The sequence below is a fragment of the Streptomyces sp. NPDC045955 genome (assembly GCF_056430805.1).
In genome coordinates this window covers 113,398-130,525 of record NZ_JBWKKY010000018.1, presented here as the reverse complement: position 1 = coordinate 130,525, position 17,128 = coordinate 113,398, and the positions used below count along the sequence as shown (strand labels likewise).

The following is a 17,128-nucleotide window of genomic DNA, read 5'->3' as shown; positions in this document are numbered from 1 at the left end:
TCGGTCCTTGACCTGGCCCGGCGGTGAACCGAGGATCAGGTGTCATGACGACGCCCGGACACGGCAGCACGGTCGACGGAGTCCTGCGACGCAGCGCCCGGCGCACCCCGGCGCGCGTCGCGGTGGAGTACGGCGACCGCACCTGGACGTACGACGAACTGGACAGCGCCGTCTCCCGCGCGGCGAGCGTCCTCCTCGGCCAGGGGCTGTCCCCGGGCGACCGGGTGGGCGCGTACGGCCACAACTCCGACGCCTACCTGATCGCCTTCCTGGCGTGCGCCCGCGCCGGCCTGGTGCACGTACCCGTCAACCAGAACCTGACCGGCGACGACCTCGCCTACATCATCGGCCAGTCGGGCAGCTCCCTGGTCCTCACCGACCCGGACCTCGCCGGACAGCTCCCCGACGACGTACGGTCGTTGCTCCTGCGGGACGCCGGCGACTGCCTCCTCGCCCGGCTGGCCGAGGCGACCCCGTACGACGGCCCCGAGCCGCGCACCGAGGACCTCGTGCAGCTGCTGTACACGTCCGGGACGACCGCCCTGCCCAAGGGCGCGATGATGACGCACCGGGCCCTGGTGCACGAGTACCTGAGCGCGATCACCGCCCTCGACCTCAGTGCGGGCGACCGTCCCGCCCACTCGCTGCCGCTCTACCACTCGGCGCAGATACACGTCTTCCTGCTGCCCTACCTCGCGGTCGGCGCGACGAACATCATCCTCGACGCCCCCGACGGCGACCGGCTCTTCGACCTGGTCGAAGCGGGCCGCGTGGACAGCCTGTTCGCCCCGCCTACCGTCTGGATCGCGCTGTCCAACCGCCCCGACTTCGCCACCCGCGACCTGAGCGGCCTGCGCAAGGCGTACTACGGGGCGTCGATCATGCCGGTCCCCGTCCTGGAGCGGCTGAAGGAACGCCTGCCGGAGCTGGCGTTCTACAACTGCTTCGGGCAGAGCGAGATCGGCCCCCTGGCCACCGTCCTCGCGCCCGAGGAACACAAGGGGCGCATGGACTCCTGCGGCCGTCCGGTGCTGTTCGTCGACGCGCGCGTGGTCGACGAGGACGGCAAGGACGTACCGGACGGCACCCCCGGTGAGATCGTCTACCGCTCTCCGCAACTGTGCGAGGGCTACTGGGACAAGCCCGAGGAGACCGCCGAGGCCTTCCGCGACGGCTGGTTCCGCTCCGGCGACCTCGCCGTACGGGACGCGCACGGCTACTACACGATCGTCGACCGCGTGAAGGACGTCATCAACTCCGGTGGCGTACTGGTCGCTTCACGCCAGGTCGAGGACGCTCTCTACACCCATCCCCAGGTTGCCGAGGCCGCGGTCGTGGGCCTGCCCGACGAACGCTGGATCGAGGCCGTCACGGCCGTCGTCGTCCCCCGCGGCGAGGTCACGGAGGCCGAACTCATCGCCCACACCCGTGAGAAGCTCACCCCCTTCAAGGCCCCGAAGCGGGTGGTGTTCGTGGAGGGCCTCCCGCGCAACGCCAGCGGGAAGATCCTCAAGCGGGAGCTCAGGAAGAGCCTCGGGGGAGAGGCGGGACTCGTGGCCTCGGACCGGTGACACCGCGCGGCCCGTCTGCGAAACCCGTTGTGCCGAAGACCGCGCGGGCGTGAGGATCGACGCCATGCCGATCATCACAGCCCCGGACGGGACCCGGCTCGCCTGTCACCCACGCGGTACGGGTGAGCCGCTGGTCGTGCTGCCCGGCGGGCCCATGCGCGCGTCCGCGTACCTCGGGAACCTGGGCGGCCTCGACGCCCACCGGCGGCTGGTCTTCCTCGACCTGCGCGGCACCGGACAGTCCGCGGTGCCCGAGGACCCGGCGACGTACCGCTGCGACCGGCTCGTGGACGACGTCGAGGCGCTGCGCCGCCACCTGGGCCTGGAGCGGATGGACGTGCTCGCCCACTCGGCGGGCGGCAGTCTCGCCATGCTGTACGCGGCCCGGTACCCGGACCGGCTGGGACGGCTGGCGCTCATCACCGCCACCCCGTGGGCGCTGGGCCTCCCGGCGACGGCCGGGGACCGGCTGGCGGCGGCCCGGTTGCGCGCGCCGGAATCCTGGTTCGCCGACGCGTTCCCGGCGTTCGAGGCCTGGCTGTCCGGTACCGGTGACTTCGATCCCGTGTTCCTGCCGTTCTTCTACGGCCGTTGGGACGACACGGCCCGCGCCCACGCCGACCGCGAGGAGGACGAGACCAACGACGACGCGGCGGACCGCTACGGTGCGGACGGCGCCTACGACCCGGACGCGACGCGGGCCGCGCTCGCCCGTGTCACCGGCCCGGTGCTCGTCCTCGCCGGTGAGGCAGACGGGGGTCCGCGTCCCGGCCTGGCCCGGCGTGCCGCCGAGGTGTTCCCGGCGGCCGAGTTCGCGGTGCAGCCGGGGGCGGGACACTATCCGTGGCTGGACGACCCGGAGTGGTTCGTGCGACGCGTCGCACGCTTCTTCCAAGGACGGGAAGCCGAGGGGGACTTCGAACGCGACTGGGATCCTCTGCCGTAGGCAGAGCGGGCCCGGCCCGCGGTCCTCACGCCGATACCGTGCCCGGCGTGGACACCGAACCGCGCACCGTACGGGCCAACGGCATCACCCAGGCCTACCGCGTCTGGGGGCCGCAGGAAGCGCCGCCCGTCGTCCTCCTGCACGCCCGCGGAGCCGACGGGGCCGACTGGGCGGAGATCGCCCCCGCGCTGGCCGCCGGGCCCCGCCGGGTGTACGCCCCCGACCTGCGCGGGCACGGCCGCAGCGACTGGCCCGGCGGATACGCCTACGAGGCCATGCGCGACGACATGCTCGCCTTCCTCGGCGCGCTCGGCATCGCCCGGGCCGACGTCGTGGGCCACTCGCTCGGCGGTCTCGTCGCCTGCCTGCTCGCCCAGCACAGCCCGCGGCTCGTACGGCGGCTCGTCCTGGAGGACGTCCCCGCGCCCCTCCCGCTGGACCCGCCCCGCCCGCCCGCCGAACGCCCGGGCGGGGACCTGCCGTACGACTGGGCGATGATCCTCGCCACCGACGCACAGCGCAACGCGCCGGATCCCGTGTGGTGGAACCACATGGGGCGGATCACCATGCCCACGCTGCTGATCGGCGGCGGGCCGACGAGTCCGATCCCGCAGGAGCAGATCGCCGCCCTCGCCGAGCTGCTTCCCGGTGCCCGGCACGTCACCCTCGACGCCGGGCATCTCGTGCACGAGGCACGGCCCGAGGAGTTCCTCGCGGCCGTGGCGGAATTCCTCAGCCCCGTGGACCGTACGCCGTCATGAAACGGTCGCGGAACTTGTCCATGCCCCACCGGGGCGCGTCCGGGGCCGGCTTGATGCCGTCGGTCCAGCCCCAGTCGGCGACCCGGTCCAGGACCTTCTTGTCGTGGGCGACGATCGTGACCGGCACGTCCTTGCCGGTGTCCCCGGCGGTGACCGTCGGCACCGGCTGGTGGTCGCCGAGGAAGACGAGGACCGTGTCCTCGTCGCCGTAGCGCTCGACCCACTCGGTCAGACTCCGGATCGAGTACTCGATGGCCTTGCGGTACTCGGCGCGCACCTTCTCCGGGTCCTTCCAGACCTCCGTGGGGTTGGTGCCCTCCTTCTTGATCCGGTGGAACACCGAACCGTCGCCGAGGTCCTCCCAGTCGATCATGTGGGCGATGGGGGACCAGGGGTTGTGGCTGGAGGCCAGGATGATCTCCGCCATGATCGGCTCACGGTCCTCCTTGCCGTGCTCCAGACGCTGGAAGGCCTCCATGCTGAACTGGTCGGGCACGGGCGTCCAGCTGAAGTACGGGCCGTGGTAGCCGAGGTGCTCCGAGTCGTAGATGTGGTCCAGGCCGAAGTACTTCCCCTCCGGCCAGGCACGGCGCACGCCCGGCACGACGCCGACGGTCCGCCAGGCGCCCGTCTTCCCGAAGTACTTGGTCAGCGTCATGCGGTCGCTGGTGGTCAGGCTGCGGTACCGCTGCTGGTTCTTGATCCACAGGCCGGACAGGAAGGTCGAGTGGGCGAGCCAGCTGCCCGCGCCCGTCACCGGCGACTGCAACCAGCCGCTGCGCGACTCGAACCCGGCTGCCTTCAACCGGCCGGTGCCCTCCTTCAGCACGGCGTCGGTCTGCTTCGCCATCGCCGGGTCGTCGATCGCGACGCGGCCGTAGCTCTCGATGAAGGTGAACAGGACGTCCTTGCCGCGCAGGCCGGTGAGCAACTGGTCCGGCGGCGTCTTCGCGAACGCGTCCACGGCGGCCTGCTTCCGGAAGACCCGCGCGTCCTTCAGACCCGCGCGGACCTGGTCCACGCGGTTGCCGAGGAACTCGGCGTTGCCCTTGGTGGCGATCGGCACGGTGCCGACCTGCACGCCCAGCGTCATACAGGTGATCCACGCCGTGCCGAGGATCAGCGTCGTCCGGGCGGCGACGGGACGGTGCCGGACCATCAGGTTCGTCAGCCGCACCACGGCGAGGGTCGTGAGGACCAGCACCGCCACGAACAGCACGATCACCCCGATCACCGCCAGCACCTGGCCGGTACGGCCGAAGGTCTCCCTGAGGAAGTCCGTGGCGTTCTCGATCAGAATCCAGTCCAGGACCAGATCGAAGGGCCGGGCCAGTACCTGGTAGAAGCCCATGTCGACGAACTTCAGCACCGTGACCAGCCCGAGGAACACGCCCGAGACCACCGCCATGATCCGCCGGGGCTTCGGAGGCAGCGCGAGCAGCAGACCCGCGAGCAGCACGCCCTCGGCGGGGATACGGACGAACGAGGCGAACTCGATCCGCTCGATCCGGTTGGGCAGGAGCAGCGCGACGACCACGAGCGCGCCGGCCAGGACGGTCGTGCCGACACTCAGGGCGCGTGAGGCGCGTGGATTCCTTGCCCGCCATCCGCGCCATACGCGCCAGCGGCCGTGTCTCCGGGCGGTGGCCGGTGCGGCCACATCCGTAGCCGTGTCGCCGCCGTCCCGGGGCTCCGTCTCGGCTGACGCGGCTTCTTCCGCGACGGCCGCGGTCTCGGTGCCGTCGTCTGCCGGGTCGGCCGCGGCGGTGTGGGCTTCCCCGTCGGTGTCGGGCAGGTGGCGAGACGGCGTGTGGTGCGACACGCGGAGGTTCCTTTCGTACATGGCCTTGCTGCTGGCGCGGCGGACCGGCTTCGTCGGGCCGGGCCCGTCATGCTCCCTACGGCCGACCGTCACCGCCTGTTCAACGACGAAGGTCAACCGCGCGCAAAGAGTACGCCGGGATCCAGACCAGTCAGAACGTTCCGGCGATGCGGCGCAGTTCCTCCGCGTCGGCCGTGGCTCCGCACTCCTCGAACAGGTGCAGTGCCTGCCGCCAGACGGACTGCGCGCTGTCCGCTCCCTCCAGGATGAACCGGCAGCTCCGGTCTCCTCCTGCCAGGCGGCGACCACCCCGCCCTGCCGCGTGTCTCCGGCCGTGACGCCCTCCATGAGGAAGTGCGAGCCGGGCAGGCCGGCCGGCACGTCGTCGCGGTCGCTGGACGTGGACTCGTCGACGTCCCACACGCGGGGCTGCCCGGTCTTGGCGGGCAACACGGTTCGGATCGGCCGGCACGCCGAGGGCACGCACCGAGCACCGCACGGCCGCCCTTCGGCCGGCGACGGCGCTTTCGCACCGGGGTCTTCGGCTGCCATGGCGTCAGCGGTCCGCGGTCACCGCCACCTCCCGCGCCCACCGGTAGTCCGCCTTGCCGCTCGGCGACCGCTGGATGGCCGGCGCTATCACCAGTTGCCGGGGAATCTTGTATCCGGCCAGCCGGTCCCGGCAGTGGCTCTGGATGTCCTGGAGCGACGGGCGCTGCGCGCCTTCCCGCAACTGCACCACCGCCGCCACATGGTGGCCCCACCGTGGGTCCGGCACCCCGGCCACCAGCGCGTCGTAGACGTCCGGGTGGGACTTGAGGGCCTGCTCGACCTCCTCCGGATACACCTTCTCGCCGCCGGTGTTGATGCACTGCGAGCCGCGGCCCAGGACGGTGACCACGCCCTCCTCGTCGACGGTGGCCATGTCGCCGAGCAGGACCCACCGCTCGCCGCCCTTCTCGAAGAAGGTGGCGGCGGTCTTGGCCGGGTCGTTGTAGTAGCCGAGCGGTACATGTCCGCACTGGGCGACCCTGCCCACCTCGCCGGGCGACACGGGTTCGTACGTGGCCGGGTCCACCACCTGCGTGCGCGCGTGGACCCGGACCCGGAAGCCCCGCTCGGGCCCCGAGTCCTCGGTCGCCGTCCCGTTGAAACCGGACTCCGAGGAGCCGAAGTTGTTCAGCAGCATGGCGTTCGGCACCAGTTCCCGGAACTGCCGGCGCACCGTGTCCGACATGATCGCGCCGGACGACGACACGCTGAACAGCGAGGAGCGGTCGATGTCCCGCAGTGGACCGCTCAGGGCGTCGATGAGCGGCCGCAGCATCGCGTCCCCGACCAGCGAGATGCTGCTGACCTTCTCCTTCTCCACGGTCCGCAGCACCTCCTCGGGCACGAACTTGCGGTGGATCACCACCCGCTGCCCGAAGTTGAAGCCGATGAACGCCGTGAGGGTGGAGGTGCCGTGCATCAGCGGCGCCGTGGGGAAGAAGGTGACCCCCGAGCCGCCGGCCGCGACCCGCTCGGCGAGCTCCTCGGGCTTCTTCACCGGTTCACCGGTCGGCGCGCCCCCGCCGAGCCCCGCGAAGAACAGATCCTCCTGCCGCCACATCACACCCTTGGGCATCCCGGTCGTACCGCCGGTGTAGATGATGAACTGGTCGTCACCCGAGCGGGCAGGGAAACCGCGCTCGGGTGACCCCGCGGCCTCCACATGGGAGAAGTCCACACAGGGCACCCCGACGGCCCCCGGCGCCGGCGCACCCACCCGGACCAGATGCCGCAGCCTGTCCGCCCGGGGCCGCGCGGCCGCCACCCGGTCCGTGAACTCCGCGTCGAAGACCAGCGCCACCAGATCCGCGTCCCGGTAGAGGTAGCCCAACTCCTCTTCCACATACCGGTAGTTGACGTTGACCGGGACGATCCGCGCCTTCAGGCAGCCCAGCACCGTCTGGAGGTACTCCACGCCGTTGTAGAGGTGCAGCCCGAGGTGCTCGCCGGGCCGTATCCCGCTGTCGAGCAGATGGTGGCCGACGCGATTGGCCGCCGCGTCCAGCTCCGCGTACGTCAGACGGCGTTCCGTGCCCGTGCCCGGATGGTCGACGTACACCAGCGCCTCACGGTCGGGAACCACGTCGACGACCGACTCGAACAGGTCGGCAAGGTTGTACTCCACCGCTCCTCCTGACCCCGGGACGTGCCTGGCATCGGACGGTTCGCCGGTCATCAGAGCAAAGGGCGGTCCAACTGTGAAGGGCTCGCGCGAAGAAATCTGACTATCTGTCAGAAAACCCTTGAAGTGCCTCCCGCACTACTGCAACCTGTTCTCGTTCCACGAGAGGGGAGTTGGCCATGGGTGGGACGGAACACCTCACCGTGCAGCGCGAAGGCGCCACACTGGTGCTCACGCTCAACAGGCCCGATGCCAAGAACGCGCTCTCGCTGCCGATGCTCGTCGGCCTCTACGACGGCTGGCTGGAGGCCGACGCGGACGACTCGGTCCGCTCGATCGTGTTCACCGGCGCGGGCGGCTCGTTCTGCTCGGGCATGGACCTCAAGGCCCTCGCCGGCCACGGCATGGCCGGCGAGGAGTACCGCGACCGGCTCAAGGCCGACCCCGACCTGCACTGGAAGGCGATGCTGCGCCACCACCGCCCGCGCAAACCGGTGATCGCCGCCGTCGAGGGCTACTGCGTCGCGGGCGGCACCGAGATGCTCCAGGGCACCGACATCCGCGTCGCCGGAGAGTCCGCGACCTTCGGCCTGTTCGAGGTGAAGCGCGGCCTGTTCCCCATCGGCGGCTCCACGGTCCGGCTCCCACGCCAGATCCCGCGCACCCACGCCCTGGAGATGCTCCTCACCGGCCGCCCCTACAGCGCCCGCGAGGCCGCCGCCATCGGACTGATCGGACACGTCGTCCCGGACGGCACCGCGCTCGCGAAGGCGCTGGAGATCGCCGAACGGATCAACTCCTGCGGCCCGCTGGCCGTCGAGGCCGTCAAGGCCTCCGTCTACGAGACCGCCGAGATGACCGAGTCCGACGGTCTCGTGGCCGAACTCACCCGGGGCTGGCCGGTCTTCGACACCGCCGACGCCAAGGAGGGCGCCCGCGCCTTCGCGGAGAAGCGACCGCCCGTCTACAAGCGCGCGTAGGCGCTGCGCTGGCCTGGGCCGGTTGGAGGCTGCGGGCTTCATGCGGCTGGTCGCGCCCACGCGGCGGAGCCGCACCTGTCACCGTCCCGCGCCCCTCACGGGGGCGCCCGGCACCCCGACCTCCCAAGGAGGCAAGCCCTCGATGCCCGAAGTCCTCAAAGCCCCCCTCGTCGTCGAGTTCCCCTTCACCCGCTCCCTCGGTCCCGTCCAGAGCGCCTTCCTGACCGGTCTGCGCGAGCGAGTCGTCCTGGGCGTGCGGACGAGCGACGGCCGTGTCCTCGTCCCGCCCGCCGAGTACGACCCCGTCACCGCCGAGGAGATCCGCGACCTCGTCGAGGTCGCCCCCACCGGCACGGTCACCACCTGGGCCTGGAATCACGTCCCCCGCCGCGGCCAGCCCCTCGCCACTCCTTTCGCCTGGGCCCTGGTCCGCTTCGACGGCGCCGACACCGCCCTGCTGCACGCCCTCGACGCCCCGGGCCCCGACGCCGTGCGCACCGGCATGCGCGTCCGCATCCGCTGGGCGGCGGAACGCTCCGGAGCCATCACGGACATCGCCTGCTTCGAGCCGTACGACGGCGACCCGCCCCAACTGGAAGGTAACACCGGGAGGTTCGACGAACCGGTGTCCGGGATCGTCGCCGCCGCCCGCCTCGACTACACCTACTCGCCCGGGCGCGCCCAGACCGCCTACATCAACGCCCTCGGCGGCCGGCGGACCGTCGGCGAGCGCTGCCCGTCCTGCCGGAAGGTCTACGTCCCGCCGAGGGGTGCGTGCCCCACATGTGGGGTGGCCACATCCGAACAGGTCGAGGTGGGTCCGCGCGGCACAGTGACCACGTTCTGCATCGTGAACATCAAGGCGAAGAACCTCGACATCGAGGTGCCCTACGTCTACGCCCACATCGCCCTCGACGGCGCCGACCTCGCACTGCACGGCCGGATCGGCGGCATCCCGTACGACGAGGTCCGCATGGGGCTGCGCGTCGAGCCCGTATGGACCGAGGGCGGGCGCTATCCCGACCACTACCGGCCGACGGGCGAACCGGACGCGGACTACGACACCTACAAGGAGCTGCTGTGACGGGCGCACCGGGGGATCGCGAGATCGCCGTCGTCGCCTTCGCCCAGACCGGTCACCGGCGTACCAGCGAGGAGTTCTCCGAGGTGGAGATGCTCATGCCGGTGCTGCACCAGGTCCTCGGCCGGACCGGCATGAAGACCGCCGACATCGACTTCACCTGCTCCGGCTCCAGCGACTACCTCGCCGGCCGCGCCTTCTCCTTCACCCTCGCCCTCGACGGGGTCGGCGCCTGGCCGCCCATCTCCGAGTCGCACGTCGAGATGGACGGGGCGTGGGCCCTGTACGAGGCGTGGACCAAACTCCTCACCGGTGACGCCGACACCGCCCTGGTCTACGCGTACGGCAAGTCTTCGCCCGGCTCGGTCCGCGACGTCCTCACCCGCCAGCTCGACCCGTACTACGTCGCACCCCTGTGGCCCGACTCCGTCGCGCTCGCCGCCCTCCAGGCGCAGGCCCTCATCGACGCCGGCGACACCGACGAACCGGCGCTCGCGGCCGTCGCCGCCCGCAACCGGGAGAACGCGGCGGCCAACCCCCACGCCCAGCTGCGCCACAGCGTGCCGCAGGGCGACTACCTCGTGCGGCCCCTGCGCACCGGCGACTGCCCGCCCATCGGCGACGGGGCCGCCGCCGTGATCCTCGCGGCGGGCGACCGGGCCCGCGACCTGTGCGCACGCCCCGCCTGGATCCGCGGCATCGACCACCGCATCGAGGCCCACGGCCTCGGCGTGCGCGACCTGACCGACTCGCCCTCCACCCGCCTGGCCGCCGAGCGGGCCGGTGCCTTCGAACGGCCCGTCGACACCGCCGAGCTGCACGCGCCCTTCACCGCGCAGGAGATCGTCCTGCGCAAGGCCCTCCACCTCGGCGACGGCGTCGTCGTCAACCCCTCCGGCGGTGCCCTGGCCGCCAACCCGGTCATGGCCGCCGGTCTCATCCGCATCGGAGAAGCCGCCGCCCGCATCCACCGCGGCGCGTCCGACCGCGCCCTCGCCCACGCCACCTCCGGCCCCTGCCTCCAGCAGAACCTGGTCGCCGTCCTCGAAGGGGAGCCCCGATGAGCAAGGAACCCGTGGCCGTCGTCGGCGTCGGCCAGACCAAGCACGTCGCGGCCCGCCGGGACGTGTCCATCGCGGGACTCGTCCGGGAGGCGGCCCGCCGGGCCCTGGACGACGCCGAGCTGGCCTGGGCCGACATCGACGCCGTCGTGATCGGCAAGGCGCCCGACTTCTTCGAGGGCGTCATGATGCCCGAGCTCTACCTCGCCGACGCCCTCGGCGCCGTCGGCAAACCCATGCTCCGGGTGCACACCGCGGGCTCGGTCGGCGGATCCACCGCCCTCGTCGCCGCCAACCTCGTCGCGGCCCGGGTCCACGGCACCGTCCTCACCCTCGCCTTCGAAAAACAGTCCGAGTCGAACGCCATGTGGGGCCTGTCCCTGCCCATCCCCTTCCAGCAGCCCCTGCTGGCCGGAGCCGGCGGGTTCTTCGCCCCGCACATCCGCGCCTACATGCGGCGCAGCGGGGCCCCCGAGACGATCGGCGCCCTGGTCGCCTACAAGGACCGGCGCAACGCGCTGAAGAATCCCTACGCCCACCTGCACGAGCACGACATCACCCTCGACAAGGTCATGGCCTCGCCCATGCTGTGGGACCCGATCCGCTACTCGGAGACCTGCCCCTCCTCCGACGGCGCCTGCGCCATGATCCTCACCGACCGCGCCGGAGCCGCCCGGGCACCGCGCCCGCCCGCCTGGATGCTCGGCGGCGCGATGCGCAGCGAACCGACCCTCTTCGCCGGCAAGGACTTCGTCTCCCCGCAGGCCGGCCAGGACTGCGCGGCCGACGTCTACCGGCAGGCCGGGATCACCGACCCCCGCCGCGAGATCGACGGCGCCGAGATATACGTCCCGTTCTCCTGGTACGAGCCGATGTGGCTGGAGAACCTCGGCTTCGCCGGCGAGGGCGAAGGGTGGAAACTCACCGAGGCGGGCGTGACCGAACTCGACGGGGACCTGCCCGTGAACATGTCGGGAGGTGTGCTGTCCACCAACCCCATCGGCGCCTCCGGCATGATCCGCTTCGCGGAGGCCGCGCTCCAGGTGCGCGGACAGGCCGGAGAACACCAGGTGGACGGCGCCCGCAGGGTCCTCGGGCACGCCTACGGCGGCGGTTCGCAGTTCTTCTCCATGTGGCTGGTGGGAGCTGAGCCCCCGGACTCCTGAAAGGTCCCGCTCACGTGCTCTGTTGGCCATGGGACACGATCGCTAGGCTGGCCGCGGACGACGAACCGGGAGGAGCACGGACGTGGCCGAGACCACCACCCAGCAGCGCCCGCTCACGGGCTGGGACAAGCCGGAGCTGGACCTCACCAACGCACAGTGGCAGTCCAGCAGCCGGGGGCGGGGGGATGTCCAGATCGCCTTCGTCGAGGGCTTCATCGCCATGCGGAACAGCGCCCGCCCGGAGAGCCCCTCCCTGATCTTCACGCCCGCCGAGTGGGGCGCGTTCGTGTCGGGAGCGCGGGAAGGGGAGTTCGACCTCACCTGACGCGACGCCGCGCGACCTCGACCGCGGCACCCCGTGAACCGTCCCGGACCGGCCGTGACCCCACGGCCGATCCGGGGGTGTTCCGCCCGCATTTCCGGACACGCGACCTGAGACATCCTCCCGGGGCCCGCGCCTGAGCCAGGCTGACCCCGCGAGGCACGGTCGTTTCCCGGAAGGCGAGGAACCCATGAGCACCCTGCCGGTCATCGCGGCGGTCGACGGTTCGGACGGCAGCCTGCTCGCCCTGGAGTGGGCCCTCGACGCCGCCCGCCGCCGGTCGGCACCCCTGCGTGTGGTGCATGTACGCCAGTACGCCCACTGGGCGCAGCCCGAAGTGCTCGCCGCCGGACCACCGGACCCGCAGGCCGACCCGGTGCTCGACCAGGTCCGCGCACATGTGGAGAGCCTCTCCGCCCGGCCGGACACGGAGTACCTCGGTCTGGAGGGCGCGCCCGCCGCCGTCCTTCCCGAACTCGGCTCTTCCGCCCAGCTGCTGGTCCTCGGCTCCCGGGGCCGCGGCGGCTTCGCCAGCCTGCTGCTCGGCTCCAACGGCATGGCCGCCGCCCGCGACGCCGAGTGCCCCGTCGTGGTGGTGCCCCGGCCCGGACGCGACGTCCCCGGCGAGGCGCCGTCCGGCCCCGGCCCGCGCGTGGTCGTGGGCCTGAAGGTGGACGGCCCCGACGAGGCCACACTCGAGTTCGCCTTCGCCGAGGCCGCCCGGCGCGGTGCCCGGCTCCAGGCGGTCGCCGCCTACCCGTGGCCCGCACAGCCCTGGCTCACGCCCGGCGAACTGCCCCCGCCGATCGTCGACCAGGACGTCATCGAGGACGAGACCCGGGTCCTCGCCGAGGGCTTCCTCGCCCCGTACCGCGAACGGCACCCCGACGTCCGGGCCGAGACGGTTCCGGCGGCGGGCGACGCCGCCGGACACCTCGTGGCGGCGTCCCCGGGCGCCGACCTCGTCGTCGTCGGCCGCCACCGGCGGCATCTGCTGGCGCCCGCCCGCATGATGGGCTCGGTCACTCACGCCGTGCTGCTGCATGCCGCGAGCCCCGTCGCGGTGGTCCCGCCGGCCCCGCCGGAGAACTGACCCCGAGGTAATGGATACCGGCAGGCCTATCATTAGACCCATGCGGGAACCGATCAGCAGGGACGCCCGGCTCGCCCTGGACCTGGCCCTCACCGTCCGGCACGACGGCAACGGCGGTGTCGCCGACGACCTGACCGACCCGGCAGGCCTGACCGCCTGGGTCCGGGAACGCCCCGAGGTCCTGCCGGACACCGGCCGATTCACCGCCGACGACGTTCGGCTCACCGCCGTCCGGGACCTGCGGGCCGCCGTCCGCGCCCTCTTCGCCCGCGCCGTGCGCCCCGGCGAACCGAGCCCCGCCGACGCGGGCCGCCTCCTGGCCGTACCCGAAGCCGTACGGCGCCTCAACGAAGCCGCCGCCCGCACCCCCACCGTGCCCGTCCTGGACTGGCCCGAGGGAACCGGCCCCGACGTCCGTCACCAGCCCGTACACGGCGGCGACGACCTGACGGCCGCCCTCGCGCACGCCGTGATCGCGTTCCTCGCGAGCCCCGACCGCGACCGGCTGCGGGCCTGCCACGCACCCCGCTGCGTCCGGTACTTCCTCAAGGACCACCCGCGCCAGGAGTGGTGCAAACCCTCCTGCGGCAACCGCGCCCGCGTGGCCCGCCACCACCAACGCCATCGGACGACGGCCTGACACCATCTGCGCCCGATCGGGGCGTCGCCCGGGCGGCACTTCGCAGGCCGGTCCACGTACCATGGCTGCATGTCGTTCCTCCGCCGCCGCAGCGCCACGCCCGCCGGGCCCGACTTCGACGTACTGGCCATGGACCCGGGCGACTGGCCCGGCAATCTCGGTGCGGGACTGCTGCCCGCCCCCGACGGCACCTGCCAGGGCGTCTTCCTGCGTTACGACCTGTTCGGCGGCCGCGGCCCCGCCATGATCATCGGCAACCTGCCGGAGGGATCCCCGGCCCGCGAGGTCCCCGAGGGACAGGTCCCCTTCGAGGTCGCGCAGCTGCTGCTGGCGCTGGAGAACGACGAGGAGGTCACCGTCGTCGGCACCGAGGACGTGCCGGTGATGCAGGGTGACAACCTCCTGATCGTGCGCCGCGTCAAGCTCTCCGAGGGCCGCATCTCCTGCGTGCAGTTCGACCGCAGCGACAACGTCCTGGTGACCATCGCCGCCTGGGACCGCCCCATCACGGACGACCTGTACGCCCTCCTCAAACCGCTGCCCGCGGAGCTCTTCCAGCAGGGCTGAACCCGGCGGCAGCCCGCACCCGAAAGGGCCGCTGTGTGCCTGGCCAGGCACACAGCGGCCCATTCGTCCCCGTCAGCGAGTGCCGACCGCCGCGCGCACGGCCCGCCGGGCCATCTGGCAGTCGTCGTGCAGCCGCCGCAGCAGCAGCCGCTGCTCCTCGCCGGACGGCGCAGCACCAGGGTGGGCCGTACCCGGTGCCGCCGGGGTCGTGTCGTGCATGGAACGCTGCACGGCCGTCTCGTACGTACGGATCTCCCGGGTCAGCACCAGCATCAGATTGACCAGGAAGGCGTCCCTGGACGCCGGGCCCGCCGACTGGGCGATCTGGCTGATCTGCCGACGCGCGACCGGTGCGTCCCCGAGCACCGACCACAGCGTCGCCAGGTCGTACCCCGGCAAATACCAGCCCGCGTGCTCCCAGTCCACCAGCACTGGACCGGCCGGTGACAGGAGGATGTTCGACAACAGTGCGTCGCCGTGGCAGAACTGGCCCATGCCCTGCCGTCCGGCGGTCTGCGCGATGCCGTGCAGCAGCTTCTGGAGATCACCCAGGTCCCGGTCGGTGAGCAGACCCAGCTCGTGGTACCGCGAGATCCGGGCCGCGTAGTCCAGCGGGGCGTCGAACGTGCCCGCCGGCGGCCGCCAGGCGTTCAGCCGGCAGATCGCGCCGAGTGCCGCCCTGATGTCCGCCCGCGGCGGCGCCTCGGCCGGGTGCCGCTGGAGCGCGGCCACCCGCCCCGGCATCCGCTCGATCACCAGTGTGCAGTTGTCCGGGTCCGCCGCGATCAGTCTCGGCACCCGCACCGGAGGGCGGTGCCGGACGAACGAGCGGTACGCCGCTATCTCGTGGCGGATCCGCTCGGACCAGGCGGGGGAGTGGTCCAGTAAACACTTGGCGACGGCCGAGCTGCGACCGGTCGTGCCGACCAAGAGCACGGACCGCCCGTTGCGGCGCAGGACCTGCACTGGGGCGAACTCCGGGCAGATGCGGTGCACGGACGCGATCGCCGTGCGCAGCTGCGCGCCCTGGGAGCCGGACAAGTCGAGTCTCCCGCTGAGCGGTTGGGAACCGAGGACCGCGCCGCGCCGTGCCCTGCCCGCACCGAGCACGGGGGCCGCCGGCCGCGCGGGGGCGAGGTAGGGGCCGCTGTCCGTGGGGCGGGGGTGCAGCGACCGGGGCGGTGCGGACACGGAGGACGATGCTGCGTACATGGGCGAAACAGATCCCTTCGTGTGCCTGCGACGACAGCGCACCACCCGGCCCGGGCTCCCGGGAGCACCCTGGGGAATGTCCCTGCGGCGACCGGGTCGGGATGGCGCGTTCCTACCTGACACCCGATGACCAGTGGCACACCATCTGGCGCACCCTGGCGAACCCTGGCGAATAGTCGCCCGGCAAGTCTCCCCGGGCTACTGTCAACTCAGCCGAGAACCTGGGGGCTTGACGTGAGCGGACAACCCAACACCCGGCTCGCGGACCTGTTCGGCCTGGCCGGCTGGTCCAAGGGCGAACTCGCGAGGCTGGTCAACCGGAAGGCGGCGGCCATGGGCCACCCCCAGCTGGCGACCGACACCTCCCGGGTGCGGCGGTGGATCGACATGGGAGAGATCCCGCGCGATCCGGTGCCGCGGGTGCTGGCGGTTCTGTTCACCGAGCGTCTCGGCCGTGTCGTGACCATCGAGGACCTCGGTCTGGTCCGGCACGGGCGTGCGGGGAAGCGGCAGGGCGGCGGGAGTGCGGAGTCTCCCGACGGAGTGCCGTGGGCGCCCGAGCGGACCGCCGCGGTCCTCACCGAATTCACGGGAATGGACCTCATGCTCAACCGACGCGGCTTGGTGGGCGCGGGCGCCGCGCTCGCCGCGGGATCCGCACTCAGCAGCGCCATGTACGACTGGCTGCACACCGACCCGGCCCTGGCTGCCGACGCTCCCGACCTCGACCATCCCCTGCACGCCGACCCCGCTGGGTTCGACCGCTACGAGGCCGCCCCCATCGGGTCGCAGGAGATCGAGGAACTGGAGCGCTCGGTCGAGGTGTTCCGCGCCTGGGACGCGGCCCGCGGCGGCGGGCTCCAGCGCAAGGCCGTGGTGGGCCAGCTCAACGAGGTGGGCGGCATGCTCGCCTACCGTCACCCACCCCATCTCCAGCGGCGCCTGTGGGGCGTCGCCGCCAACCTGGCCGTCCTCGCGGGCTGGATGTCGCACGACGTCGGCCTGGAGCCCACGGCCCAGAAGTACTTCGTCATCGCCGCGCACGCGGCCAGAGAGGGCGGGGACCGGCCCCGCGCGGGCGAGGCACTCTCCCGCGCGGCCCGCCAGATGGTCCACCTGGGCAAGCCGGACGAGGCCCTGGACCTGATGAAGCTCGCCACGTCCGGCTCCGGCGACGAGGTGCTGCCCCGCACCCGGGCGATGCTCTGCACCATCGAGGCCTGGGCACAGGCCTCCATGGGCAAGGGCCAGGCCATGCGCCGCACGCTCGGGCAGGCCGAGGACCTGTTCGTCTCCGACAAGGCCGACGTGCCGCCGCCGGACTGGATGCAGACCTTCAAGGAGGAAGACCTCTACGGCATGCAGGCCCTGGCCTACCGCACGCTCGCCGAGTTCGAGCCGGGTGCGGCCGCGCATGCCCAGCACTACGCGGAGAAGGCGCTCGCCCTGCGGGTCGACGGCCGGCAGCGGTCGAAGATCTTCGACTATCTGTCGATGGCCTCGGCGTGCTTCATCGCGGACGACCCCGAACAGGCCGACCGGTACGCGCGACTGGCCCTGGTGTCGATGGGCTCCAACTCCTCCCACCGCACCTGGGACCGGCTGCGCCAGATGTACCGGCTCACCGCCCAGTACTCCGGTTACCCGAAGATCCAGGAACTGAGGGAGGAGATCAAGCTCGCCCTGCCGAAGACGAAGGACAGGGGTGGCAATCACGCACAGGCCTGAGTTTC

15 protein-coding genes are annotated in these 17,128 nt (G+C 72.0%); 12 read left to right on the top strand and 3 right to left on the bottom strand.

The genetic code is table 11. The features are described 5' to 3' along the window. The first annotated feature begins 44 nt into the window (after positions 1-44). The 3 genes from AC07F0_RS30860 (at position 45) to AC07F0_RS30850 (ending at position 3,278) form a co-directional block, all read left to right on the top strand. Positions 45-1,571 (top strand): acyl-CoA synthetase, encoded by a 1,527-nt coding sequence (locus tag AC07F0_RS30860; protein ID WP_478983298.1) that lies wholly within the window; start codon positions 45-47, stop codon positions 1,569-1,571. A 64-nt stretch (positions 1,572-1,635) separates the two neighbouring features. Beyond that, positions 1,636-2,517 (top strand): alpha/beta fold hydrolase, encoded by an 882-nt coding sequence (locus AC07F0_RS30855; protein WP_478983297.1) that lies wholly within the window; start codon positions 1,636-1,638, stop codon positions 2,515-2,517. A gap of 47 nt (positions 2,518-2,564) precedes the next feature. Further along, entirely contained in the window at positions 2,565-3,278 is a 714-nt protein-coding gene (locus tag AC07F0_RS30850; protein WP_478983295.1) for an alpha/beta fold hydrolase, read from the top strand. On the opposite strand, the gene AC07F0_RS30845 is transcribed toward AC07F0_RS30850, so the two are convergent. After that, entirely contained in the window at positions 3,250-5,100 is a 1,851-nt protein-coding gene (locus AC07F0_RS30845) for an alkaline phosphatase family protein (RefSeq protein ID WP_478983294.1), read from the bottom strand. The two genes, AC07F0_RS30850 and AC07F0_RS30845, sit on opposite strands and share 29 nt — an antisense overlap. Positions 5,101-5,656: 556 nt before the next feature. After that, positions 5,657-7,276 (bottom strand): acyl-CoA synthetase, encoded by a 1,620-nt coding sequence (locus tag AC07F0_RS30840; RefSeq protein ID WP_478983293.1) that lies wholly within the window; start codon positions 7,274-7,276, stop codon positions 5,657-5,659. Positions 7,277-7,452: 176 nt separating this feature from the next. Here AC07F0_RS30840 and AC07F0_RS30835 point away from each other — a divergent pair, with 176 nt between their 5' ends. The 8 genes from AC07F0_RS30835 to AC07F0_RS30800 all read left to right on the top strand — a co-directional run bounded on the left by AC07F0_RS30835 (position 7,453) and on the right by AC07F0_RS30800 (position 14,183). Continuing rightward, positions 7,453-8,253 (top strand): crotonase/enoyl-CoA hydratase family protein, encoded by an 801-nt coding sequence (locus tag AC07F0_RS30835; protein ID WP_478983292.1) that lies wholly within the window; start codon positions 7,453-7,455, stop codon positions 8,251-8,253. Positions 8,254-8,395: 142 nt separating this feature from the next. After that, the gene (locus AC07F0_RS30830; protein WP_478983291.1) at positions 8,396-9,337 is read left to right on the top strand and encodes a Zn-ribbon domain-containing OB-fold protein; all 942 of its coding nucleotides are present in this window, start codon (positions 8,396-8,398) and stop codon (positions 9,335-9,337) included. Next, positions 9,334-10,398 carry a thiolase domain-containing protein gene (locus tag AC07F0_RS30825; protein ID WP_478983290.1) on the top strand — a complete coding sequence of 355 codons (1,065 nt, stop codon included), beginning with the start codon at positions 9,334-9,336 and terminating at the stop codon, positions 10,396-10,398. Before AC07F0_RS30830 ends, AC07F0_RS30825 begins: the two co-directional genes overlap by 4 nt. Continuing rightward, positions 10,395-11,561, top strand: coding sequence for a thiolase domain-containing protein (locus AC07F0_RS30820; protein ID WP_478983289.1), 1,167 nt, complete (start codon positions 10,395-10,397; stop codon positions 11,559-11,561). Before AC07F0_RS30825 ends, AC07F0_RS30820 begins: the two co-directional genes overlap by 4 nt. An 82-nt stretch (positions 11,562-11,643) precedes the next feature. Further along, positions 11,644-11,886, top strand: coding sequence for a DUF397 domain-containing protein (locus AC07F0_RS30815; RefSeq protein ID WP_010033039.1), 243 nt, complete (start codon positions 11,644-11,646; stop codon positions 11,884-11,886). 187 nt (positions 11,887-12,073) lie between these two features. Next, positions 12,074-12,976 (top strand): universal stress protein, encoded by a 903-nt coding sequence (locus tag AC07F0_RS30810; protein ID WP_478983288.1) that lies wholly within the window; start codon positions 12,074-12,076, stop codon positions 12,974-12,976. Between the two features lie 40 nt (positions 12,977-13,016). Further along, positions 13,017-13,616, top strand: a complete 600-nt coding sequence (locus AC07F0_RS30805) for a CGNR zinc finger domain-containing protein (RefSeq protein ID WP_478983287.1) — start codon at positions 13,017-13,019, stop codon at positions 13,614-13,616. Positions 13,617-13,685: 69 nt separating this feature from the next. Further along, positions 13,686-14,183: a hypothetical protein gene (locus tag AC07F0_RS30800; RefSeq protein WP_010033043.1), complete on the top strand. Its 498-nt coding sequence runs from the start codon at positions 13,686-13,688 to the stop codon at positions 14,181-14,183. 72 nt (positions 14,184-14,255) lie between these two features. Here the strand turns inward: AC07F0_RS30800 and AC07F0_RS30795 are convergent, their stop codons facing one another. Then, positions 14,256-15,395 (bottom strand): aminoglycoside phosphotransferase family protein, encoded by a 1,140-nt coding sequence (locus AC07F0_RS30795; protein ID WP_478983286.1) that lies wholly within the window; start codon positions 15,393-15,395, stop codon positions 14,256-14,258. A gap of 234 nt (positions 15,396-15,629) precedes the next feature. Between AC07F0_RS30795 and AC07F0_RS30790 the strand changes: the two genes are divergently transcribed. Beyond that, positions 15,630-17,123: a DNA-binding protein NsdB gene (locus AC07F0_RS30790; RefSeq protein ID WP_478983285.1), complete on the top strand. Its 1,494-nt coding sequence runs from the start codon at positions 15,630-15,632 to the stop codon at positions 17,121-17,123. Positions 17,124-17,128: the final 5 nt, after the last annotated feature.